Origin of the sequence: Psychrobacter sp. VH5 (assembly GCF_050572635.1) — a bacterium.
Lineage (GTDB): Bacteria > Pseudomonadota > Gammaproteobacteria > Pseudomonadales > Moraxellaceae > Psychrobacter > Psychrobacter celer.
On sequence record NZ_CP192145.1, the window covers coordinates 2210357 to 2234084 of the forward strand.

Genomic DNA, 23728 nt, shown 5'->3' on the forward strand with positions numbered 1-23728 from the left:
TTCTATCCGTCAGTAAGGAGCCGCTGTGAGCCAGCCATCTCAAACAGCCGATATTCGCCAAGCCTTTATCGATTTTTTTATCAGCAAGCAGCATACCCAAGTGTCATCGTCTAGCTTGATTCCGCACAATGACCCGACATTGTTATTTACCAACGCGGGCATGAATCAGTTTAAAGAAACCTTTTTGGGCATGGAAACGCGCGACTATACGCGTGCGGTGACCTCGCAAAAATGCGTACGGGCTGGCGGCAAACACAATGATTTGGACAATGTAGGCTATACCGCGCGCCACCATACGTTTTTTGAGATGCTCGGTAACTTCTCGTTTGGCGATTACTTCAAAAAATCTGGTATCGAATATATCTGGGAGTTTTTGACCTCAGATAAGTGGTTGGCCATTGATAAAGACCGTCTGTATGTGACCATTTACGAAACGGATGATGAAGCGTTCGATATTTGGCACCATGACATCGGCATCCCAAGCGACCGTATTATCCGCATCGGTGATAATAAGGGCGCGCCTTATGCGTCAGATAACTTTTGGACCATGGGCGACACCGGTCCTTGTGGCCCATGTACCGAGGTCTTTTATGATCATGGTGCCGATGTCGAAGGCGGCCTGCCGGGTACGCCTGAAGAAGACGGCGACCGCTATATCGAGATTTGGAACTGCGTCTTTATGCAGTTTAATCGCCAAAAAGACGGCACAATGCTGCCGCTGCCTGCGCCAAGTGTCGATACGGGCATGGGGCTTGAGCGTATCAGCGCCATTATGCAAGGCGTCCATAGCAACTATGAGATAGATCTATTTGTACATCTCATGGAGGCAGCGGCTGAGATTTTAGAGATTGACAATCAGCAGCAGTCATCACTCAAAGTCATCGCCGACCACATTCGTGCAGTGGCGTTTTTGATTGCAGATGGCGTCACACCAAGCAACGAAGGCCGCGGTTATGTACTGCGCCGTGTCATTCGCCGCGCGGTACGTCATGGCAACAAACTGGGCGCTGATAGTGAATTTTTCTATAAAATGGTCGCGCCTTTAGTGGCAGAGATGGGCGACGCTTATCCCGAGCTAAAAGACAAACAAAGCGCGATTGAGAGCGCCATTCAAAAAGAAGAAGCGCAGTTTGCTAAGACACTCGCGCAAGGTCTGCGCCTGCTCGCCTCTGAGCTTGAAGGCCTAAAAGATGGTGATATCCTCTCTGGCGAAGCGGCGTTTAAGCTTTATGATACCTACGGCTTCCCGCTTGATTTGACAGCTGACATCACACGCGAGCGCGGTATCGCCATCAATGAGGCTGAGTTCGATGAACACATGCAAGCACAGCGCGAGCGGGCTCGTGATGCTGGTAAGTTTGATGTGGACTATAGCAGCGTCATTCAAGTTGAGAGTCCTACTGAATTTATTGGTTATGAGCAGCTAGAAGAAGATGGCGTGAGCATCGATGCCCTTTATCAAGATGGCAACCCTGTTGAGCGTTTGGCTGAAGGGATGGAAGGCGTCGTGGTCCTAGATCGCACCCCGTTTTATGCTGAAGGCGGTGGTCAAGTCGGTGAGCTGGGCGAAATCCACACTGCAACAGGCGTGTTTGCCGTACAAGACACCAAAAAATCTGGGCAAGCCATCATTCATCATGGCGTCGTGACCATGGGCGAGATTTGTAGCAGACAAACCGCCAATGCTCAAGTGCTCTCAAGCATCCGCGCGGCGAGTGCCAAAAACCACTCAGCCACTCACCTATTGCACGCAGCCCTAAGAGAAGTGCTGGGCGATGCGGTCACCCAAAAAGGCTCATTGGTATCCAGTGAGGTTTTGCGTTTTGACTTTGCTTACGACAAACCTGTCACGCCCGATGAGATTAGCCGTATTGAGCGCCTCGTCAATGAGCAAATTCAAGCCAACACCCCGACCCGTATCGAGCATATGTCCATCGATGAAGCCATGAACCAAGGGGCGATGGCGCTGTTTGGCGAAAAGTATGGCAGTGACGTCCGTGTATTGACGATGGGCACAGAGCGCATCGTAGATGGTCAGCGCAAGCCTTTCTCTATCGAGCTGTGCGGCGGTCTGCATGTGCAGCGCACCGGTGATATAGGCCTACTCAAAATCACCAGCGAATCTGGTATCGCCGCTGGTATCCGCCGTATTGAAGCCGTCACTGGCATGAACGCCATCAAAAACATACAGCAAGGCGAGCAGCAACTCAGCGAGCTGGCAAGTCAGCTAAAAGCCAAGCGCCCTGACGTGGCACAGCGTGTACGTACGATGGTCGACAAGCAGCGCGAGCTAGAAAAAGAGCTTGGGCGTTTGCAGCAAAAGATGGCCAGTGCCCAAGCAGCCAATCTACTCGATGAAGTACAGACCATCGCAGACACGCCTGTACTCATCAGCACCCTAAGCGGTATCGATGGCAAATCCATCCGTACCCTGATGGATGATATCAAATCCAAACTGCCAGATAGCGTCATTGTCCTGATCGGTGATAAAAACGAGCAATTGGCATTGGCCGCCAGTGTGGCAAAATCTGTCACCGACAAAATAAAGGCGGGCGATATTATTCGTCATCTAGCAAGCGAGCTGGGCGGTAAAGGCGGCGGCAAGCCTGACTATGCGCAAGGCGGCGCACCAAAATCTGACAGTGCAAAAGCCGTCATCGACGCACTACCCGCTTGGATTGCCGAGCAGTTAGGTTAGGGCATCTCGGGCATGGCGCTGGGACGAAAACCTAAGCGCTACCTAAACCAAATGCTATCCAGCCTAAATGCTATCTGAGTGTCATAGAGCAATCCTTGTCGCATGATGCGGGTTGGTTATGGCCTTCATAACCAATCGCCATGCATCTAAGCACTGCTGGCACTTAACGTTGCTTAGCAGATATGATATAAAGGTCAACGTTTGAACATATCGTTCATTCACTTGCTCAGCAGCACAACATAGCAAACAGCATAGGGCGCAACTCTTATAATACGGCTTTATCTATGCAGACATTGATTGGGCGTCACATAGATGCACAGCGATGATAAAAAAGGCCATTATTGAATAATAGGTAGATTTTTATGGCGTTAATAGTACAAAAATATGGCGGCACCTCGATGGGTAGTATCGACCGCATAAAAAACGTCGCCAAACGAGTCAAACGCTGGCATGATAACGGTCACCAAGTGGTCGTCGTGGTCTCAGCCATGAGCGGCGAAACCAACCGTTTGATCGATTTGGCACGCCAAATCAGTACCCAACCTGACCCACGTGAATACGACCAAATGGTCTCAACAGGAGAGCAAGTCTCCATCTCATTACTTGCGATGGCGTTAAAAGATCTGGGCGTGGGGGCGCGCTCATTGACGGGTCGCCAAGTGGCGATTAAAACCGATAACGCGTATAACAAAGCCCGTATCGAGAGCATCGATGACGAAAACATCCGCGAACAGCTCGATGCTGGCAATGTCGTCATCGTCGCAGGCTTTCAGGGTATCGACGCAGAAGGCAATGCCACCACCCTAGGCCGCGGCGGCTCTGATACTACCGGCGTGGCGATTGCAGCAGCACTAGGCGCTGATGAGTGTCAAATCTATACCGACGTCGATGGCGTCTATACCACCGATCCACGCGTGACCTCAAAAGCCAAAAAGCTTGAAAAAATTACCTTTGAAGAAATGCTTGAGATGGCAAGCCTTGGCTCCAAAATCCTACAGATTCGTTCGGTAGAGTTCGCTGGTAAATATGGCGTGCCGCTGCGTGTGCTATCTAGCTTTGATGAAAATACTGACGGTAGCTTTGACCAAGAATTTCAAGACAATGTCGGCACCCTAATTACGATAGACGAAGGAGACAGTATGGAACAGGCAATCATCTCAGGTATCGCCTTTAACCGAGACGAAGCAAAAATTGTAGTGCGCGGCGTACCTGATCACCCTGGTATTGCCTCTGCTATTTTAAGCCCGATTGGACGTGCCAATATCGAAATCGATATGATTGTACAAAACCTATCGGATCAAGGTACCACTGACTTCACCTTTACCGTCAACCGTACTGACTTAGACAAAGCTATGAAAGTGCTAAACGACGAAGTCAAAGACGACATCGGTGCCAAAGAAATTTTGGGTAACAGTGAAGTGGTCAAAGTATCTTTGGTCGGTGTGGGCATGCGCTCACACGCAGGGGTTGCAAGCCTGATGTTCCAAACCTTGGCCGAGCACAACATCAACATTCAGATGATCTCGACCAGTGAAATCAAAGTCTCTGTCTTGATTCAAGATCAGCATCTAGAAAAAGCGGTCAAATCATTGCATACAGCGTTCGGTCTAGACCGCGACGATGGCGATAGCAAAGTCGCTGGGCTATAATTTATAATTGATATCACCATTAAACCTATCAACTTAGCATCAACGGTTATCAATTAAATCAGTATCAATTACTTTGTCTAATATATTTAATAAAATAGGGTCTTTTTAGATCCTATTTTTATTTTTTATTATTACTAGGCTGCGTATTTACCCAATAGTTTTGTGAAAACCCGTGACAGTAACTGTTATGCCCCCTATAATGGGGGCTTCATTTGGGCTAAATGAATCTACCTATCATCGCCGTTATTGGCACAATCATTATGTTGTGATCAACACATGGTTTGTTTTGTGCTGCGGCGATGTCCTGCAATCGAGAAGTAATCTGATGAGTAATAATTTGTTGATGCGACATAAGGAGTGTGACGCATGTTAATTTTGACACGCCGCGTGGGCGAAACGCTAATGATTGGTGATGAGGTCAGTGTGACTGTCCTTGGTGTCAAAGGCAATCAAGTACGTATCGGTGTAAACGCACCCAAAGATATTGCCGTACACCGCGAAGAGATTTACCAACGTATTCAGCATGAGCGTTCTGTACAGTCGCAAATGCAGCATCTTGAGCAAGGCAATTTTGCGCCTTCATTTGATGACGAAGACTATTTTAATCGTTGAGCGATAAAACTGAACGATTAATCACGAATAATCATTGAGCATCTATTAGAAGTGTGTTTTTATAAATACGCTGTGTTTTTAGAAGTACTGTCGTTTTTATAACTATATAATCTAATAGGTTTATTTTTTAATCTGCTCTGAGGTCATTTATTTATGAGTATCCGCCAATCAGATGTATCGGCCCTACTTAATGGTTTGGACAAAAAAGCCATTGGATTCAATGATGTCATCAGTTTTATTGATGATTTTTATCGTTATGCGCCAGCGCCTTTTGTCAACGGTATGGTACATAATGCTGCTGGTGAAAACGAAGGCAGTGCCAAGATTTTTGGGTTTGCCAAGCATCATGGCCTAAACCAATTAGACACGCTAAAACTGTTTGGCGAGCATTATGCCAAAGTCCTAGCGACGCCTAACGGCACAGATCATGCCAATATTCGCAACTTTTTACATTGGGGCTGGCAAGGGTTTTTGATGCAAAAAAACCCACTAACGGTTCGCCCTAGTGTGGATACCACTGCACTTTAAAACCTAATCTATCAAACCAAAAAAAGCCACGCTCATGAGCGTGGCTTTTTGCTGTGTGCTCCTCAGTCAACTCAATACAAAGATAACTTCAATACACAATCAACTGAGCGCTTATTTTGCTTATCACGGTCTGTTTACTGCTTATTGCGAAACTTCACAGGCTGTACCGCGCCTTTGGGATTGGGCATGTTTGGATAGTGATGCTCATGCTCGACATCACACTCTGCCCCAACGACTGAGCCATCGTCTTTTACTGGCTTATGAATATAGCCGGTACGCTCAGAGGGCGGCAGATGCTCGTGCTCCCATACCATCACCGCTTGCATGCAAGTCTCGCGCTGCTCCGCGCTTAGCTTACGACCATCTGGCCATTTACCCAGCTCAATCGCCATACGAAACTTATCGACCACCTCTGGCGTCAAACTCGCTAATATCGTTTCTTTATCCATCGTGCCTACTCTCACTATGTATGACTGTGTTTTTTATCATCTAAGATATTTGTGTCTTAAAAACGCTTATTCATCGTCTATGATATCATCATCGACATCCATACTGAATTCTTCAGCATGGACGTTCCAGTGTAGCTTGGTGCGACATGCCTCATAAAAATCAAAACCTGGCGGGTGCAGTAGCGTCAATTTGTCGGGGTGCTTACGGATATATAGGCGCTGCTCTTGATCTAAGGGTACGCTTGGCTTGCCATCTGCGCTCACCATCGGCTGGGTGCGGTTGTCTTCATGTATGCGAATACACACCTCACTGTTTCCGCTCACCACAATCGGCCTGCTCGAGAGCGTATGAGGATGCATGGGCACCAGACAAATGGCATCCATACTTGGATGGATGATAGGGCCACCGCCTGATAGCGCGTAGGCTGTGGAGCCGGTTGGCGTCGCCGCGATCAAGCCATCACTATGCTGCCGATAGACATCTTGATCATCGATTTTCATCTGAAAGTCGATCATATGGACTGACTTACCGGCATGCAGCACCACGTCGTTGAGTGCCATGTCTTCATGAATGATGTTGCGCCCTTCTCGTATCTCCATGGTCAATAAAAACCGATGATCCAGCTGATAATTACCCATCAGTACTTGGCGCAGTTTAAAGGCCGCCTCGTCCGGCTTTACGTCCGCCAAAAACCCAAGGCGACCGCGGTTGACCCCAAGAACAGGCACACGGTAGCGTGCCAACGCCTCGGCCGCATGCAGGATAGAGCCATCCCCACCGACAACGATGACCAAATCACAAATCTCGCCGATCAAGCTGCGTTTGACGATTTTGACTTTTTCGATTTCGGTAAGGTTTAACGTCGGTAAGTTGGCGGTTTGCATATCCATGATCAACGTCAAGTTCATGTCATTGATGGTTTGGGCAATTTGCACCAGACTTTGGGTCACACTGCGCTTGCCGGCACGCCCCATGAGGCCAATACGCCGAAAAGCTGGGTTTTTGATGGCGTGGAACAGCTCGGATTCGTGTAAATGTGGCAATCTTGCAGACTGCGCTGAGTTTTCCATAAAAAGACTCGGTATAACAGTAAAATACCAGCTCATGATAGCGATAAATACGTGCTTAGACTAGCATGTTTATGCATTATCGTTGTTAACAGTCGTAATCGACCCCAGATAAAAACCAGTGCACGCTACCACTAGATGAGTTTGTAGCTGTGCTTGTTTGGCTACCAAAATGCTGCCATTGCTGGGTGTAGATCAGCGCTTTATAACGCCGCGCAGCCTTGCTTTTCATCACGCAAACACAGTTGACAATGATGGCGGTTTTGCTAAAGTAGCTGACATTACTATTTTTATATTTAATTAAGGACATATGTATGGCCAATCCTATTGTCAGTCGCGCAGAGCTTGCGATCGGCGGTAACCCAATGACGGTCAAGGGCGTGATTCAAAAGACCAGTCTGCTACTCGGGTTATCTGCCATCACTGGTGTGGGTTTTTTCTTTTATGCACTGATGGCAGGCCTATCACAAGGCTTTATCACGATGGCCGCCATGGTAAGTATGTTTGCCGCGTTTGGTCTTGCCATTTTTATCACCTTTAAACCACAAAAAGCCAAGACGTTTGCTGTCCCTTATGCTCTGTTAGAGGGTGTGTTTTTGGGCGGTATCTCGCTGTTTTTTATGCGCATGTACCCAAGCGTGCCGGTCACGGCGATGTGTGCGACGTTTGTGACGGCAGCGGTGATGCTGGGGCTATACCGCTCAGGGCTGGTAAAGGTCACTGAAAAGTTCCGCTCTATCGTCACCTCAGCGGTCATTGCCATTATGCTTGTCTATGTCGCGCAGTGGGTGTTGTCGTTGGTATTTGGCTCGACCTTGCCTTTCTTGTTTGAGGGCGGCGCTATCGCTATTGGTTTTAGCTTATTTGTCATCGTCATTGCTTCTTTTACCTTGCTACTAGACTTCGATAATATCGATCGCGGTGTGGCAATGGGCGTATCAGAGGATTACGAGTGGTTATTTAGTATCGGCATTCTTGCCACGCTAGTCTGGATGTACATTGAGTTTATGCGCTTATTAAGCTACCTACAAGACTAAATGATATACAACGCTATCACCGTGAACAAAAACCGCCTTGGTTAAGGCGGTTTTTTTATGCATAAGCTTATAGAGTCCCAGTGACTCGGTGGCAGCTACGCGCGTTTTAGCCGCAGGGCGTTTAACACCACAAACAAAGAGCTAAGCGACATGCCAATGGCCGCTAACCATGGCGGTACATAACCGAGCGCCGCTGGTATCAGTACACTGCCATTATAAATAATTGCCCAGCGAAAATTTTGTTTGATGATGCGTTCGGTTTTATCAGCGATACGCTTGGCTGCGGTAATGGCTTCGATTTGACCGTCCAAAATAATACTATCACTCGATACCTGTGCTAAGTCTGCCGCGCCTGCTATCGAGGTTGACACATCGGCAGCAGCAAGCACTGGCGCATCATTGATGCCATCTCCGACCATCAGCACCACCGCCCCTTGTGCCTGTAGGCTTTGGATATGATCGACCTTATCTGTCGGCGACAAACCATTGTAGGCGGCCTGCATGCCCAAACTCTCAGCCATACGCAGCGCTTGCGGGCTTGGGTCACCTGTCAGCATGACAGACTCGATACCCAAATCCTTTAACGCATCGAGCATCGGCTTGGCACTATCACGCACTTTGTCATTAAAATAAAAGCAGGCCAACGCTTGCCATGACGCACCCGCACTTTGCTGACAAGACAACACCACCGCCGAGCTTGCGCGCTCAGCCACCAAGTCAATATGTCGCCCATGATCTGTACTGTCTAAGGCAAAATCCACATGGCCAATACGATAGCGTACATCATCAATTACCGCCTCGACGCCGCCTGCAGGATAGTACTGCAACAACTGAGTGGTAGGCAGATGCAACTGATACGCTGCGGTCAACAGTGCATGGGCAATCGGGTGACGGCTACCGACTTCTAAGGCGGCGGCTATCGCCAGCATTTTGTCTTTTTGCTCAGCGCGTGTCTGCCCTGCTTGCTCGCTGTCTGGCAACAGAGTCATCAGCTCAATATTTAATAAGTTAGGCTTGCCGTACGTCAGGGTACCTGTTTTATCAAACGCCACATGAGTAATCTCTGCAAGCGTCTGTAGCGTATGTCCACGCGTGGTCAAAAACCCATAGCTTGCCAAACGGTTGGTCGAAACCGTCAAGGCAATAGGCGTGGCCAAAGATAGCGCGCAAGGACAAGTCGCCACTAGTACTGCGACCGTTGCCCAAATCGCTTGGCTAGGATCGACGATATACCAGCCGACAAACACCAATACCGACAGTACTAAGATACGCGCCACAAACCAGCGTGCCAGCTTATCTGCCTGCTGAGCAAGCTTGGGTTTTTCGCTCATGGCGCGGTTCATCAGTCTATCGATCAAGCCGATTTGGCTGTCTTTTGGCAAGGCGGTAATCAACATCTCAAACGGCTGACTGTCGTTTTGTGCGCCGCCGACGATATAGTCGCCTTGCGTTTTGAGAATCAAATCGCCCTCACCGGTCAACAAACTCTGCGAGACGGTGGCTGTCTGACTGAGCAATATCCCATCACTGATGATCTCAGAGCCTGCCTCTACCAAAATAATATCGCCCACTTGCAAGCTATGCGCAGTGACCATCTGCTTGTCTTCTGTATCGTATGCAGCGTTTGCGCGCTGTGCTTGCCACGCTTGCGCGATGCGCACTGTCAGCTGCTGCAGACTGCTATCCATACTTTGGGTAAAGTCCGCGATGGCGTCTGATGCGCCGCCTGTGTTTTTTTGGGCCGCTGCTATGCTCGCGTCACCAAGTTTAGCAGCACTCGAGGGGTTTTTCGCGCCATCTTGTATCGAGGGGCTCTGCTCAAAATGCTGTAATATCTGTGCAGCGGCATCCTTGTTTTCAGCAATTTTTTGTACCAATACCGGCTCAACCACCACCAAGTCATTGGCCATGGTCGCCGCTTTTAGGCGAGCATTATGCTCGATATAACGCCCCGCCAATAAAAAGAAAATAAACATACTGACCGAATCATAGTATGTCTCACCTTGCCCAGTAACGGTGGCGTACAGACTGGCAAAAAAAGTGACAACCAGTGCGATACTGACGGGCACATCCATATTCACCTGACGTGCGCGAATCGCAGACCATGCCGAGGTAAAAAACGGAATACCTGCATAAAAGAAAACCGGCGTACTGACAAACAACGACACCCAGCGCAAAAAATCACGCTGAAATATCAGCATATCGCTGTATTCCCCAAAATAAATCGCAACGGCATACATCATCGCTTGCATCGAGCCCAGCGCTGCAATACCCAAGCGCAGGAGCATTTGATTGTTATGACGTGCCAGCATCGCCTCGTGAGTGTCTTGACGGTATGGCTTGGCTTCGTAGCCGATCTCGTTGATGACTGCTAAAATACGGCTGATCGGTAGGCGGCTTTCATCCCAGATCACACGCATGCGCTGGTTGGTCAAGTTGACTTGGCATTTGCTAATGCCCTCTAGCTCATCTAAGCGCGACTCAATCAGCCAAGTACAGGCGGCGCAGCGCAGGTTGTTGACCGACAGCTCAGCCACCGACATACCGTCTTGTGCGTAGACAAATTGTGATTTGATCTCTTCATGATCATAGGCTTCAAGACGCGTCAGCTGCGTAGGTAGGCTGGCGGTGCGGTTGATCTCTGAGCGGTCCAAATAATACTGCTCAAGCCCAGCCTCTACGATGCTCTCAGAGGCAAGCTGACACCCCATACAGCACATTTCACGCGATTGCCCCAATATCTCAGTATAAAATGGCGGCTCAGGCACAGGGTCTCCGCAGTGAAAACAATGGCCTGCAAGAGGCAACACCAAACCTTCGGTGATAGAGCTATCTTCATAGCGTTGACTGGTAGATGCCGTTTGTGATGGAACACTAGACATAATCGCCCTTATTTCCTTTAGACAGGTTTGCTCGAACCTTATTTGCTTTAAATTTGCGTTACATAAACTGACTAGGTCGTGTCTGCATTGTAAATAAATAGGCCACGCCGTCGCGGATTCATAAAAATTACATCATGGTCGCCTAGACAAACTGCTATCGTGTGTCAGTAGCTGACATGCTCTTTAGACTGCCCGTAACATTCTGCTGGTGACGAGGGTATGACCTGTATCAGCTTAGTGTCTATTAGCTTAGAATCTATCAACTTAGAATCACTGTGCAGTTTGACTATCGATTATACTATAAGCAACTCCCTCAAGCAGCGGTAACTACTGACCGCTAAATACCCATGAATACTGTCGTTGACGATGATAGATTGAAAAAGTTGTCAATTTGCGTCATTATGAGGCAGTTTTTTTATCCCAAAACGGTGCGACATCAGTGCAAAAATCCAATTTTAAGCGATCCACTCTCACTTTGCCTCAGTCTTCTAGACCTGCTATCGGCACGCTGCCTTCACAGCAGCGTGGTATCGTCTTTAGTAGTCTGATTTTACTTGTTATCATCGCAGGCATGGTGTTGTTGGCGCTCTATTTGATCAAACTTGATCGCACTATTACTCATAAGTTTGAGGGTAAGCGCTGGGATATTCCGGCCAAAGTCTACTCGCAGCCGCTTGAGCTATACCAAGGGGCAAACGTCGATCGCGAAACGATGAAAACCTGGCTTGAGCTGCTCAATTATCAAAGTAACAAATCCTATGATCGCACAGGGACTTATCACCGCTCGGGCAATACTTATTTTATTCACACGCGCGGCTTTACCTACAGTGCCAATGACAAAGACGCCGAGCAAGTCATTAAGATGACCATCTCAGGCAATAAGGTTGCGTCTATTCAAAGCACACTGCCGGCCAAAAGTGGCATCATTCGTTTGGAGCCAGTAAATATCGGCGGTATCTATCCAGACAGCAACGAAGATCGCTTGGTGGTGTCGTTAGATGAAGTGCCGCAGCCATTGATTGATGCGCTGATTGCCACCGAAGATCGGGCGTTTTATGAGCATAAAGGGGTCTCGATACGCGGTATCGCGCGCGCCGTGCTCAACAACTTCTCTGGCGGCTCGATGCAAGGCGGCTCGACCATCACTCAGCAGCTTATCAAAAACTTTTATCTCAACTCAGATCGCACGCTCAAACGTAAGGCCAACGAAGCGTTGATGGCGGTTTTATTGGAGCTGCACTACAGCAAAGATGAGATTTTGCAGACGTATCTTAATGAGATTTATTTGGGTCAAAACGGCAACCGTTCTATTAACGGCTTTGGATTGGCATCACAGTTTTATTTTGACAAACCCCTAAAAGAGCTACGTATAGATCAGCAAGCCATGCTGGTCGGTATGGCAAAAGGCCCTAGTATCTATAATCCGCGCCGTCATCCAAACGACTCAAAAGCGCGCCGTGACGTCGTGCTAAACAACATGCTGGCGATGGGTACTTTGAGCCAAGAAGACTACGAAAAAGCTTTGGAGCAGCCGCTGGGCGTGGTGGATAAGCCAGTTGAAGGCAAAAGCCAATTCCCTGACTTCTTAGATATCGTCAAGCGTGAGCTAAATACTGTTTACTATGCTGACGATCTCAAAAACGAAGGTCTGATCATCATCAGTACCTTAGACCCTATTGCTCAGTTGGCCGCTGACAAAGCGGTCGATAAAAAACTGAGCGAGCTGCGCCGTAATAGTAGTAAAACCAAAGATCTACAAGGCGCGCTGGTCAGTGCCAACCCTGAAACAGGTGAGCTGGTCTCTGTGGTGGGCAGTGGCAGTGAGTTTACAGGCTTTAACCGTGCGGTCGATGCCAAACGCCAGGTCGGCTCTTTATTAAAACCAGTCATTTATATGACCGCGCTCGAAAGTGGCCGTTATAACTTGGCAAGTCCAGTAGATGATTCGCCGATTACCGTCACCCTAGCCGATGGCACCAAGTGGAGCCCCAAAAACTACTCAAACCGTGATCATGGCTATGTCCCCTTGACCACCGCTCTTGCCAAGTCTTATAACCAAAGCACGGTACGTTTGGGCATGGAGTTTGGTGTCGACACTTTTGCCAGACAGTTGCGTCGTCTGGGTGTACAAGAAAAAATCCCGCCTTACCCTTCAGCATTATTGGGCTCTGTCAATCTAAGCCCCATGGATATGCTTGGTGTTTATCAAGTCTTTGCCACCGGCGGCTTTCGTACGCCCATTCATAGTATTCGTACGGTGATCGACAATCGTGGCCGGATTTTGCAGCGTACGGGGCTAAACACGCAGCGCAGCATCCCGCCTGAGACCAACTTTTTAACCAATTACGCCTTACAACAAGTGGTGTCAAACGGTACGGCCAGACGCGCCCAGTCGCTGGGTAGTCACTTAAATCTGGCGGGCAAGACAGGTACGACCAACAACTATCGCGACGCCTGGTTTGCCGGCTATAGTGGCAACTATGTCAGCGTAGTATGGGTTGGCCGTGATGACAACAAACCTATCGGCTTGAGCGGTGGTACTGGCGCCCTACCCGTTTGGATTGACTACATGAAACGCCTGAAGCTGACGCCCGTGGCGCTACCGGAGCCTGAAGGCATCGAGTGGCTCTGGCTAGAAAACAACTCAGGCAAACTCTCTGATGAGCGCTGTGCCGATGCACGCTATTTGCCTGTCTTATCCGCGCACCTACCAAAAGAAGCCAGTGCCTGTGCTCTTGAATTATACCAGCAAGAGCGAGCGCGTGAGCAGCTGCAATGGCAAAGCCAGCAAGGCGTCATCAATCAACAACGTCGCCGCGAAGGTTTGGAGATTCCAAATGGCGAAGCGGTCGATTCTGACAATGATGAGGGGCAAGCTGACAGCAATGATGCACAAAGTCGTGCAGATACATGGTATGACCGCGCTGTTGAATGGTTTTAATATTTTGGTAATTTATAAAGGGGCTCTCTATGCTGTCATTGATCAAACACACTGTCTTAGGTAACCATCGTCTGATGCCAACCTCTATAAGAACCACATTGAGTACCGTTAAGTTCACTCGCCGTTTGGTTTTTTCTGGCGCTGTGATAGGCATGCTGAGTTTGAGCGCTTGTCAAACGGTACCTAGCACGCCTACTTCAGCTAAACAGACGCCATCAGGGGCATCAAGCACCGCCGACCCCGCGCGACATGACACGACCTATCCGGTGACACAAGCCCCCATTGTCAAACAAGACGGCACAGGCAGCGCTGGTGCTTACCCAAATGACGGCTCTTCTGAGTCAGCAAACCCACTGACAAAAGATACGCCGCAGACCCACCTACCCAGTCAAGATCCCATCGTCAGTCAGCCAGATGTGGTCATTCTCACGCCTTCTCGTGAAGACTATATGATCTCTGAGCCTGCAGCACCCTCACACAATGAGCTGCTAGAGCGCGCTAGAAAAAACTCACAACAACGCAGCCAGAGTACCACCAGCAATAACAGCGACCTGCCTGCATTTCGCAATCTGATGCAAGCGGGTATCAGTCAGCTCAAAGCTGGCAGCCTGACCAATGCCGAAAACAGTTTTACCCGCGCCCAGCGCTTGGCACCCAGATCCTCTGCCGTCTATTTTTATCTGGCACAAGTTGCACTAAAAAAGAACCAACCACGTAAAGCAGAAGCCATGGCGCGCCGCGGCCTTAGCGTGTCGCAAGACGCCAGTCGTAGACGTGCGCTATGGCAAGTCATCCTGCAATCAGGGCAAGCTCAGGGCAATGGGCGAGTGATTAACGAAGCAAAACGAGCACTGCGTTAATCTGGCGCCAACGTATGACCTCAGCAGCTAAAAGCACACGCGTAGAATATCGCGAATGAGGTCAAGCCCACCTATCTCAATGGATATCAAGTAGCCATCGTAGCAATACATGAGCTGCTTTTTCACTACTGTTTCTTGTTGAAATACGTATTTATTTTTCTCACTTTTTTCTTTTATTTAAGGGTATCGTTATGGCATGGCAACAACTACATTTACAATGCGAAAAGGCAAACGTTGATTTGGCCGAAGCGCTGCTATTAGAAGCAGGCGCACTCTCAATCGCGCTCGATGACGCAGGCGATCAACCTTTGTTTGAGCCGTTGCCTGGTGAGTCGCCGCTTTGGGACGAGGTTATTTTGACTGGGCTCTTTGATGCGAGCACTGATGACGGCAGTCGGCAGGCCGTCGAGCAGCTAAGCCACGAAATCGCCGCACAAGTACAAGCCAGCCGCATTTGGCTGACCGCTGTCGACGATAAAGACTGGGAACGCGAATGGATGAGCAACTACCAGCCGATAGAATGCGCCAACGATCTTTGGATTGTGCCCAACTGGCTTACGCCGCCGAGCCCTGAAGCGACCAACATCATTATGGACCCAGGTTTGGCATTTGGTACTGGCTATCATGCCACCACGCGTTTATGCCTCGACTGGCTCACAGAGCAAGACCTAACAGACAAGGTGGTGATTGACTATGGCTGCGGCTCAGGTATTTTGGGCATCGCCGCCTTGCTGCTAGGCGCACGAAAAGTCTACGCTGTCGATATCGATCCACAAGCAGTGCTGGCCACCAATCAAAATGCAGAGCGCAACCAAGTTGATGATCGTCTGCAAGCATTTTTGCCAGAAGCATTTAATGAATACTGTGCTGAGCATGAAGTTGTGCCAGTCGAAGTACTGGTCGCCAATATTTTGGCGAAACCCCTGATCGGCTTAGCCCCGTATTTTGCTACATTGGTCAAACCCAGCAGCCGTATCGTACTGGCAGGCTTGATTGAATCACAAACCGACGACGTCGTCGCCGCTTATCAGCCTTACTTTGCTATGGATCCTAAGCATGCTTTTACTGACCAAGAAGACCAGCACTGGCAACGATTATCTGGTACATTTACAGGCTAGCAACATTTAATTACATCTGTTACGATAGAGGGCAGTCAAATGTTATGTGTTTGACGCCACTCTGTCCTTGCCCATGATTCATACATGAGATATTTTGTTAATGCGCAGTATATACCCCATAGGCAGCTGTTGGTGAGTGGAAAAGCGGTATTGATCACCATACTTTTTTGGACTCGACCCTATGACCACGCCCATAAAAACTCAGTGCCCCCATTGTCACGCTTGCTCTAAAGTACAACAAACCCAATTGAACAAAGTAAACGCCACTGTCAACTGCGAGCAGTGTCATCAGAGCTTCTTAGTCAATCAGCACCTCATCGTCACCGCCGACACTGCCCCCAGCCCTCACGCTGCGACCGATACCGCCACTTCTACATCAAACAAAGCCGCAGCTCACAATGAGCTTATTCACGACGATTTGATTCATGATGATCTGATTGATGACGATCTCATCCACGATGAGCTGATTCATGATGACATGGATATAGAGGAGTCAGAAACCGACTTATTAGAGTACGATTCGCTTGACAGTATGGATGCATGGCTGACACAGGCGAGTCATCGCAACCATACCTCCAACCAGCAGCCATCTGCAGCGCAGACAAGCCCGGACTCATCGGCACAAGCAGCGCTAAGCTCTGCCGCCGCCAATGATATTCATGCCAATGTCGATGACAATGCGGACAATGCTTGGCTTGAGGCGTTGTTGAAAGAAGAAAGCCAAAACACACACAAAACACCAGACAACACCGACCTATCACAAATCTTACAAAAAATGGGTGTGCCGTTTAGTGACGAAGAAAAAAGCCAAAACGCCCGTATAAAAGAAGCACAAGCAAGGTTTTCACCAACGCCTGCGCGGCGCTCAGTGGCATCATTACTATGGACCCTTGGTTGCTTGGTATTGGCGCTGCTCTTATTGGCGCAATATGTCATCTTTAATATAGACACCTTGGTCAAAGACCCTGCCCACGCCGAGCGCCTACACCGCATCTGCTCCGTTGCCGTTTGTAGCTTGCCTAGTGCGGACCTAACAGCATTGAGCATTAGTCACATTACTCACCAAAAAAGCCGTATCAACACCACAGGCGCGTTTAGCGATGTCAGCGCCGCCCTTTATAATCAAAGCACCAAAGCGCAGCTCTATCCGAGCGTAAAGGTCAGTGTGTACGGCAAAGATACTATGATTGGTGAGTTTATCGCAGCGCCAGCAGATTACTTATTAAGCAAGCAAAAACAACTCGCCGCCAATAGTCAGCAGCAGTTATTGTTTACCATCCCTGTGGCCAATACTCAGATTCGCGACGTTCAGATAACGCCTTTGTATTAACGCTTCATTGAGCGACTTGATGGTCATGTATTTGATAACTGAGTACTTGATAACTGGGTATCGGATATAACCTCGAATCTATCAGCGCCAAAGGCCATTAATTTGATATAATACCCTGATATCTGATGGTTTGATTTTCTCTAACCCAAGGACTTTATCTTATGGCACCTCATGCACAGCATAATGCCCACCATTTTGCTACCAGCTCTGAGCATCCTGCCGACTACTCCAAACCCCATACCAACACTGCTCATGAGCCACTGCGTGTACATGTTGAGCGTGTGGTGCGCCAGTACTTTGCCTTGTTAGGTGATGAGGTGCCAACCGATTTATACGAGCTGATTTTAAGACAAGTTGAAGAACCGCTACTATCGGTCGTCCTCGAACAAACGCGCGGCAATCAAACCAAATGCGCCCAAATCCTCGGGCTAAATCGCGGTACACTACGCAAAAAACTCAAAACTTATGACTTAATGTAGCATCAGCTATATGCGCCTATCTATTTTGATTGACAGTCATTATGCAGGGCAATTGAGCGGTGATGATCTCAGTTTTTTTGAGGTTATCTGCCACCATTGTCGTTATCATCTTGCCAGACGTTGATGTCGGGCTTTTTTTATGGAAGTTTTTTTATGAGTACAACCCCACTCGCCTTATTATCAGTCTCTGATAAATCCAATATCGTTGAATTTGCTCAAGGTCTCATCAAGGCAGGCTTTGGTTTGTTATCTACTGGCGGTACGTATCGGCTACTCACCGAAAATAACGTCGCTGTAACCGAGGTCTCAGACTATACTGGCTTTCCTGAGATGATGGACGGCCGCGTCAAGACACTACATCCTAAAATCCATGGCGGTATCTTAGGTCGACGCGGGACTGATGATGGCGTCATGAGTGACCATCAAATCGAGCGTATTGATCTGGTGGTGGTAAACTTATATCCATTTGCGCAAACCATCGCGCGCGCCGATGTGACCATGGCTGATGCTATCGAAAACATCGATATCGGCGGCCCTACTATGGTACGGGCAGCAGCAAAAAACCATGCCCATGTCGGTATCGTCACGGACCCTGCTGACTATGAGCGCGTCCTTACCGCTCTCGGTGACAGCACTGAGCTGACTTCGGCGCTGCGTTATGACTTAGCGGTCAAAGCTTTCGAGCATACTGCCCAGTATGACGGTATGATTGCCAACTTCTTGGGCAGCCGCCTCAGCACCACGCAGGAGCCAGAAAACTTCCCACGCACCTTTAACGTGCAGCTCGAAAAAGCACAAGACTTACGTTATGGTGAGAACCCGCATCAAAACGCCGCTTTTTATGTTGAAAACCACCCATTAAAGAGCCAGCAAGCCTCTATCGCGACCGCCTCGCAGTTGCAAGGCAAAGCGCTGTCGTATAATAACATCGCCGATACAGATGCCGCACTGGAGTGTGTCAAAGCCTTTAGCGCACCTGCTTGTGTGATCGTCAAACACGCCAACCCTTGCGGCGTGGCTGTGGATCAAGACCAAGTTGCTGCATACCAAACGGCCTTTAGTACCGACCCTGAGTCTTCTTTTGGTGGCATCATTGCCTTTAACCGTCCCTTGACGCTAGCCGCGGCTAAAGCCATCATTGACAATCAGTTCGTCGAAGTCATCATCGCACCAAGTATCGAAGAAGGCGTCCTCGATATCACAGCCAGCAAGAAAAACGTCCGCGTCTTGGTGTGCGGCGAGCTGCCAGCACCAGACCAACGCGACGCTCAGCTTGATTATAAGCGCGTCAATGGTGGCCTACTCGTACAAGAACAAGACCTTGGCTTAATCACTGCCAATGATCTAAAAATTGTCACCGACGTACAGCCAACAGAGGCGCAGATTGCAGACTTGCTATTTAGCTGGAACGTCGCAAAATATGTCAAATCAAACGCCATCGTCTATGCCAAAGCGCAGCGCACCATCGGTGTTGGTGCCGGTCAAATGAGCCGTGTCAACTCAGCCCGTATCGCCGCTATCAAAGCTGAACACGCAGGACTTGCCACCGAAGGCGCGGTTATGGCCTCAGATGCCTTCTTCCCATTCCGTGATGGCATCGATAATGCAGCGGATGTCGGCATCTCTGCTATCATTCAGCCGGGTGGCTCGATGCGCGATGACGAAACCATCGCAGCGGCCAATGAGCATGGTATCGCCATGGTGTTCACAGGTATGCGTCATTTCCGCCACTAGTCTTTTGTAACTGAGCCGGCGCGCATGAGGCGGGTCGGTTTTGATTGCTAAATTACAGATCAAAAAAAAGCCACTGTCCTTGATACAGTGGCTTTTTTACGTCTTTATGTGCGAGCGGTTATCGTCATTTAAACCATTTAAGATGACTCAATTATCGATATTTAACGATTTGTATTTAACGACCTTGCGCGTTGGCCATGTTGGTGTCGTTAATCTCAACCTGATACACCATCCGCAGATGCTCTAAGTAATCTTGCAGTTGATCTTGGCCTAAATTATCACGAATAATAGCCGCCGTTTGCGCTCTTTGCACATCAGATAATGGTGATTGCTGCTCCGTTTTGATGCGGTCACCGACCAACAAGCTGGCACCCACTTCCGTCTCGCCTGCGATGGCTACCACAGCGTTATCATCAGCTTGCTGGCTAAAGGCCATGCTACGCTCTTTTTCGGTCAATTGTGTCGTTTGACGATTGATCTGACCGAGCGCTTGCAGTGTTACAGGCTGCTTGCTGATATCTGCTGGCGTTTTGATACTAGCAGCGATGGCTTTGGCTTCTTTTAGGGCCAATGCTGTGGCTTTTTGGCGACGTAGTATCTGCGTAATTTTTGGCGTCGCCGCTGACAAAGATAAGGTTTTAGTAGGACGATAATTGCTCGGTTGTACCCACACCTTGCTGTTACCTACTTCGATACCTGCGGTTACTGCCTGATCTTGAATGGTAAATTCATCAAAGGCTTGTTTGAGCACAGCTGGCTGTGACAGGACCGATTGGTTATTTTCTTTACGGTAGTCTTTGATGCGTTTTAGTGGGACGTTTTCTTGCTGAGCAATATCTTCGATACTAAAACCATCAGCCGCCAAATCATTAATGGCCGTGACTTTGTCGGCATAAATCTCTTGACGCTTGTACTCTTTTGCTTTCGCCGTTAGCTCATCGCGCATGCTCTCCAGACTTGGCACCTTGCTACCATTATCTTCGGTCACTGTAAATATCTGATAGCCAAAGCTGGTTTTGATGGGTGCGGTGACATCCCCAACACTTAGGCCCTCAAGCGCTTTTTCGACCGCAGCAGCATCGCTACCAAACACCGAGGTATTCAGACGACCGATATCGCCGCCGTTCTCTCCTGACGGATCATCGGACTCGGCTTTGGCAAGCGCGGCAAACGACTCACCTTTGTCTAAACGTGCCTGAATTTTTTCAGCACGCGCCTTGGCGTTGTCACCTGTGAGGAGTATTTGGCTGATTCTACGCTCGTCTACCACCGCTTGGCTTTGCTTATACGCTTCATACTGCTGCTGTAGATCCGCTTCAGTGACCTCATCAACCTGAATGGCTTGCGGGTCTAGTTGAATATAAGCCAAATCCACCATCGCGGCACTTTTTAGTGTGTCTTTATTCGCATCATAATAAGCCTGAATATCGCTTTTGCTGACCTCGACTTGATCGGCATAGTCTTGCCAATTAAACCGATGGAGCCAGATGTTGCGCGACTCCATTTGCAAATCAATCAATTGACTGACCGCTTGCATCGGATAAATCGCAGTACCGACGATACTGGCATTGAGCTGATCGAGGCTTAACTGATTGCGAAACTCAGCAAACAGCTGGTTTTTTGTCATACCACGATTGCGCAAAAAGTTTGCAAACTGCTCATTAGAAAAATTGCCGTCCGCATCTTTAAATGCTTCTTCTTGACGCAGCAAACGGTTGATGGTGTCATCAGAGACCGTCATCCCAAGCTTACCTGCCTGCTGCTCTAACAATGTGCGATCTATAAGGCCTTTTAGCACCTGCTCGTGTAGCACATCCTCATTTAAGAGGCTGGCATCATCAACTTGCTCTAAGATTTCGGTACGACGGTTATTTACCGCAGCTTGATACTCAGACAGTCCCACACTTGCCTCACCCACCTGAGCGACTTGGTTTGGGTCGACACTACCGCCAAAGTAGCTTTCGACACCCAATAGCGCAAGCGGTGACAGGCATAAAATCAATAAAATGCGACCTGGCCAGCTTTTTAAAAAATCGCGCAATTTATCCATAGTTATCTCTGCTTTATTAACCTATGTTGATGAAAAACCATTGTAATATTATGCCTATCGACGCTGTGGTAACGATGCTATCTAAGCCGGCAATGGTATGAGTAAGGGCGTGTGAGTTTTGGTGCAAAACCAAGAGATATCAATCAATCTTGATTTAGACAATGCATCTACAGCGCGCCCTATGATACGTGATTTTTAAGACAGACTCAAAATATTCATGATGTCTGATACAAACTATCGCAATAAAAAAAGCACCTAAATATTAGGTGCTTTTTGCTATTTGGCTCATGGCTTAAATAATAAGCAAATCCATGAGCGACCTTCTATCTTTTTACGGCCTACAGACACTGCATTTATACGTATCTTGTATCCAATTTTAGTCTCTGCCTAATAGGTGGCCGTAGTTTTATAGTGGTCTATACCTTATATAGTCTTAAAAAGTACTATCTTAACAAAGGCTTAGTTTAAGCGCTCTTTTAAGTTTTTACCAGCTTTAAAGCTTGGTACTTTGCTTGCTGGGATGTTTAGCTCTTCACCAGTCTTAGGGTTACGGCCAGTACGTGCTTTGCGGTCTTTTACGCTAAAAGTACCAAAACCAACCAAAGAGATGCTGTCGCCAGCTTCTAAAGCTTCACCAACACTTTCCATGACAGCGTTTAGTGCATCGCCAGCTTGGGTTTTGTTCAGACCACTTTTTTCTGCGATGCTATCAATCAATTCTGACTTATTCATAAAATTTCCTTCAAGTTTAAGGGGGATAATACACGCTCACGCCAGGTATTGTAACGCTCTCATAGCACTTAAGCAATAAAAACTACCTGACTTGCGTATTAACAGGTTTCGCTTTGTTATCGTCTTTATATCAAGGCCGCATAAGGAGCGCAAGCGATTTTACATATTTTTGTGCCGCTTACTACGTATTTGACACTCAATGTTACGCAAAACCCCTGCAATTTTTTTATCAACTCACTACTTTACCTTAGACAGCTTGACTACCTACTGTTTTGTCCAGTAAATTGCTCTCATTATAGTATTTGAACCTATCCTTAGCTTAAAAATACTAATGAGTCATCAACAAGCCACTACTGGCTCTAAGACAACAGGCAGCCAAAGCCGAAAATAGCACAAAAAATATCGACTTATCAATACACTTGACACATCGACTTATCAATACACTTGACACAAAGGGTACCAAGAGTCAGAAACTTGCGTTACTTTTTATTATAAAGACGTTACTATAAGCAAAATATAATCGCATATTTTGGGTGTATCTTGATTTTTAAGTTGTTTTTTATTGATCAAATCCTCATTTTACGACACGTTACTAAAATAACCACGGATTATCTACATGAAGCGTTCTACGTTATCTCACTCTTTTCTCAATATCTTTTTGGTGTTCATCGAGTCAGCATTGACCTTACTGTTACGCCTAGATCCTGAATTACGTAAAGCAGCTTATCCTTTAGCCAAGCAAGGTACTGTCGTCGCGCTGCGCTTGTACCTCCCCCATGTAGAAGTTTTTGCCACCTTTAGTACCAAAGGCGTATTATTAGACGCGCAACTGCCGATAGGCCGTAGTGAGCCTGATGTCGTCATCAATGCCTACAGTATCCAAGTCATCAACGCCATCACCACTCACGATAGCGAAAGCACCGAAAAGCTACAAATGCGCGGGGAGTCAGTGCAAGTACAGTTGGTCAAGCAATTTATCATGCAATTGGGTCTAGGCAGCCTCATCCAAGGACTGGTGAAAAAGTTCAAAGGCGGTAAAGGCAAATCTAAGCCCACTGAAGCGGAGATGGCAGAAAAAAAGGAAAGCTACAAACTGCGTATCAAAGAGCAACAAACGCAAATCAACACCTTAACCATCAAAAACCGCGAGCTTGAAACCACGGTCAAAGAGCTACAAAGCAAACAAAAAACACTGACGATTGTAACTGTCGTCGCCCTGCTTGTCATGATTGGCGCGATTATCGCATTATTAATAAATTAGGTGGTGGTTCAAAAAGTAGGCTAACATTAGACATACCCATGATTGATGTAAAAGAAAGCTAAATCAAAGGCTTTAAAGTGATTTTCCAGCTTTTTAGAAAAGTTACAACTTCGCCTAAATGCTCGCCTTACTCGATGTCTGATAGTGCAATTATTACCTTCAATGCCTTTTGCAGTCTTTGTATTTATAGTTTCGCTTACCATAGCTTTTGAAACCATTTTTCTTTATATAGTCGATACACTCTAAAAATGTCATAGCGCTACTGGGATGAATTTTGCGTAGCCTCTGGGAACGCAGCAC

General features: G+C 47.9%; 17 protein-coding genes and 2 pseudogenes. 12 read left to right on the top strand and 7 right to left on the bottom strand.

Annotation, left to right across the window (positions count from 1 at the left end; translation table 11 throughout):
- Window positions 1-25 precede the first annotated feature (25 nt).
- From alaS to ACNFVB_RS09295, 4 genes and pseudogenes are all read left to right on the top strand, one after another.
- Window positions 26-2698, top strand: coding sequence for an alanine--tRNA ligase (alaS, locus tag ACNFVB_RS09280; RefSeq protein WP_430737301.1), 2673 nt, complete (start codon window positions 26-28; stop codon window positions 2696-2698).
- Window positions 2699-3060: 362 nt separating this feature from the next.
- Window positions 3061-4347, top strand: coding sequence for an aspartate kinase (locus tag ACNFVB_RS09285; protein ID WP_105243795.1), 1287 nt, complete (start codon window positions 3061-3063; stop codon window positions 4345-4347).
- Between the two features lie 366 nt (window positions 4348-4713).
- Window positions 4714-4881: pseudogene (gene csrA / locus ACNFVB_RS09290) on the top strand (carbon storage regulator CsrA); the annotation flags it as partial.
- Between the two features lie 231 nt (window positions 4882-5112).
- Window positions 5113-5487 carry a HopJ type III effector protein gene (locus ACNFVB_RS09295; protein WP_075101716.1) on the top strand — a complete coding sequence of 125 codons (375 nt, stop codon included), beginning with the start codon at window positions 5113-5115 and terminating at the stop codon, window positions 5485-5487.
- A gap of 134 nt (window positions 5488-5621) precedes the next feature.
- On the opposite strand, the gene ACNFVB_RS09300 is transcribed toward ACNFVB_RS09295, so the two are convergent.
- The 3 genes from ACNFVB_RS09300 to ACNFVB_RS09310 all read right to left on the bottom strand — a co-directional run bounded on the left by ACNFVB_RS09300 (window position 5622) and on the right by ACNFVB_RS09310 (window position 7314).
- On the bottom strand, window positions 5622-5936 hold the full coding sequence (locus ACNFVB_RS09300; RefSeq protein ID WP_201584742.1) for a YeaC family protein: 315 nt from the start codon (window positions 5934-5936) through the stop codon (window positions 5622-5624).
- Between the two features lie 66 nt (window positions 5937-6002).
- A complete protein-coding gene (locus ACNFVB_RS09305; RefSeq protein WP_430737302.1) occupies window positions 6003-7007 on the bottom strand; it encodes an NAD(+) kinase in 1005 nt (334 codons plus the stop codon).
- A gap of 85 nt (window positions 7008-7092) precedes the next feature.
- Window positions 7093-7314, bottom strand: coding sequence for a hypothetical protein (locus ACNFVB_RS09310; protein WP_430737303.1), 222 nt, complete (start codon window positions 7312-7314; stop codon window positions 7093-7095).
- 4 nt (window positions 7315-7318) lie between these two features.
- Here ACNFVB_RS09310 and ACNFVB_RS09315 point away from each other — a divergent pair, with 4 nt between their 5' ends.
- Window positions 7319-8041 carry a Bax inhibitor-1/YccA family protein gene (locus ACNFVB_RS09315; RefSeq protein ID WP_075102647.1) on the top strand — a complete coding sequence of 241 codons (723 nt, stop codon included), beginning with the start codon at window positions 7319-7321 and terminating at the stop codon, window positions 8039-8041.
- A 95-nt stretch (window positions 8042-8136) separates the two neighbouring features.
- Here the strand turns inward: ACNFVB_RS09315 and ACNFVB_RS09320 are convergent, their stop codons facing one another.
- On the bottom strand, window positions 8137-10923 hold the full coding sequence (locus tag ACNFVB_RS09320) for a heavy metal translocating P-type ATPase (protein ID WP_430737304.1): 2787 nt from the start codon (window positions 10921-10923) through the stop codon (window positions 8137-8139).
- A gap of 439 nt (window positions 10924-11362) precedes the next feature.
- Here ACNFVB_RS09320 and mrcB point away from each other — a divergent pair, with 439 nt between their 5' ends.
- The 6 genes from mrcB to purH all read left to right on the top strand — a co-directional run bounded on the left by mrcB (window position 11363) and on the right by purH (window position 19385).
- The gene (gene mrcB, locus ACNFVB_RS09325; RefSeq protein ID WP_430737305.1) at window positions 11363-13864 is read left to right on the top strand and encodes a penicillin-binding protein 1B; all 2502 of its coding nucleotides are present in this window, start codon (window positions 11363-11365) and stop codon (window positions 13862-13864) included.
- 29 nt (window positions 13865-13893) lie between these two features.
- Entirely contained in the window at window positions 13894-14724 is an 831-nt protein-coding gene (locus ACNFVB_RS09330; protein ID WP_430737306.1) for a tetratricopeptide repeat protein, read from the top strand.
- A 191-nt stretch (window positions 14725-14915) separates the two neighbouring features.
- The gene (prmA, locus tag ACNFVB_RS09335) at window positions 14916-15842 is read left to right on the top strand and encodes a 50S ribosomal protein L11 methyltransferase (RefSeq protein WP_430737307.1); all 927 of its coding nucleotides are present in this window, start codon (window positions 14916-14918) and stop codon (window positions 15840-15842) included.
- Window positions 15843-16023: 181 nt separating this feature from the next.
- The gene (locus ACNFVB_RS09340) at window positions 16024-17172 is read left to right on the top strand and encodes a DUF3426 domain-containing protein (RefSeq protein ID WP_430737308.1); all 1149 of its coding nucleotides are present in this window, start codon (window positions 16024-16026) and stop codon (window positions 17170-17172) included.
- A 161-nt stretch (window positions 17173-17333) separates the two neighbouring features.
- Window positions 17334-17651 carry a DNA-binding transcriptional regulator Fis gene (gene fis, locus ACNFVB_RS09345; RefSeq protein ID WP_274633213.1) on the top strand — a complete coding sequence of 106 codons (318 nt, stop codon included), beginning with the start codon at window positions 17334-17336 and terminating at the stop codon, window positions 17649-17651.
- Window positions 17652-17804: 153 nt separating this feature from the next.
- Window positions 17805-19385, top strand: coding sequence for a bifunctional phosphoribosylaminoimidazolecarboxamide formyltransferase/IMP cyclohydrolase (gene purH, locus ACNFVB_RS09350; RefSeq protein ID WP_430737309.1), 1581 nt, complete (start codon window positions 17805-17807; stop codon window positions 19383-19385).
- A 175-nt stretch (window positions 19386-19560) separates the two neighbouring features.
- On the opposite strand, the gene ACNFVB_RS09355 is transcribed toward purH, so the two are convergent.
- A complete protein-coding gene (locus ACNFVB_RS09355; protein ID WP_430737310.1) occupies window positions 19561-21435 on the bottom strand; it encodes a SurA N-terminal domain-containing protein in 1875 nt (624 codons plus the stop codon).
- 459 nt (window positions 21436-21894) lie between these two features.
- Window positions 21895-22167 (bottom strand): HU family DNA-binding protein, encoded by a 273-nt coding sequence (locus ACNFVB_RS09360; protein ID WP_075100718.1) that lies wholly within the window; start codon window positions 22165-22167, stop codon window positions 21895-21897.
- 616 nt (window positions 22168-22783) lie between these two features.
- Between ACNFVB_RS09360 and ACNFVB_RS09365 the strand changes: the two genes are divergently transcribed.
- A complete protein-coding gene (locus tag ACNFVB_RS09365; protein WP_274631670.1) occupies window positions 22784-23428 on the top strand; it encodes a hypothetical protein in 645 nt (214 codons plus the stop codon).
- Window positions 23429-23454: 26 nt separating this feature from the next.
- Here ACNFVB_RS09365 and ACNFVB_RS09370 read toward each other — a convergent pair.
- Window positions 23455-23595: pseudogene (locus ACNFVB_RS09370) on the bottom strand (IS1 family transposase); the annotation flags it as partial.
- Window positions 23596-23728: the final 133 nt, after the last annotated feature.

Excerpts from the sequence above, each read along its gene's own strand:
- ACNFVB_RS09285 (WP_105243795.1), top strand. The coding sequence starts at position 3,061 with ATGGCGTTAATAGTACAAAAATATGGCGGCACCTCGATGGGTAGTATC.
- ACNFVB_RS09295 (WP_075101716.1), top strand. The coding sequence starts at position 5,113 with ATGAGTATCCGCCAATCAGATGTATCGGCCCTACTTAATGGTTTGGAC.
- ACNFVB_RS09300 (WP_201584742.1), bottom strand. The coding sequence starts at position 5,936 with ATGGATAAAGAAACGATATTAGCGAGTTTGACGCCAGAGGTGGTCGAT.
- ACNFVB_RS09305 (WP_430737302.1), bottom strand. The coding sequence starts at position 7,007 with ATGGAAAACTCAGCGCAGTCTGCAAGATTGCCACATTTACACGAATCC.
- ACNFVB_RS09310 (WP_430737303.1), bottom strand. The coding sequence starts at position 7,314 with ATGTCCTTAATTAAATATAAAAATAGTAATGTCAGCTACTTTAGCAAA.
- ACNFVB_RS09315 (WP_075102647.1), top strand. The coding sequence starts at position 7,319 with ATGGCCAATCCTATTGTCAGTCGCGCAGAGCTTGCGATCGGCGGTAAC.
- ACNFVB_RS09320 (WP_430737304.1), bottom strand. The coding sequence starts at position 10,923 with ATGTCTAGTGTTCCATCACAAACGGCATCTACCAGTCAACGCTATGAA.
- ACNFVB_RS09330 (WP_430737306.1), top strand. The coding sequence starts at position 13,894 with ATGCTGTCATTGATCAAACACACTGTCTTAGGTAACCATCGTCTGATG.
- prmA (WP_430737307.1), top strand. The coding sequence starts at position 14,916 with ATGGCATGGCAACAACTACATTTACAATGCGAAAAGGCAAACGTTGAT.
- ACNFVB_RS09340 (WP_430737308.1), top strand. The coding sequence starts at position 16,024 with ATGACCACGCCCATAAAAACTCAGTGCCCCCATTGTCACGCTTGCTCT.
- fis (WP_274633213.1), top strand. The coding sequence starts at position 17,334 with ATGGCACCTCATGCACAGCATAATGCCCACCATTTTGCTACCAGCTCT.
- purH (WP_430737309.1), top strand. The coding sequence starts at position 17,805 with ATGAGTACAACCCCACTCGCCTTATTATCAGTCTCTGATAAATCCAAT.
- ACNFVB_RS09355 (WP_430737310.1), bottom strand. The coding sequence starts at position 21,435 with ATGGATAAATTGCGCGATTTTTTAAAAAGCTGGCCAGGTCGCATTTTA.
- ACNFVB_RS09360 (WP_075100718.1), bottom strand. The coding sequence starts at position 22,167 with ATGAATAAGTCAGAATTGATTGATAGCATCGCAGAAAAAAGTGGTCTG.
- ACNFVB_RS09365 (WP_274631670.1), top strand. The coding sequence starts at position 22,784 with ATGAAGCGTTCTACGTTATCTCACTCTTTTCTCAATATCTTTTTGGTG.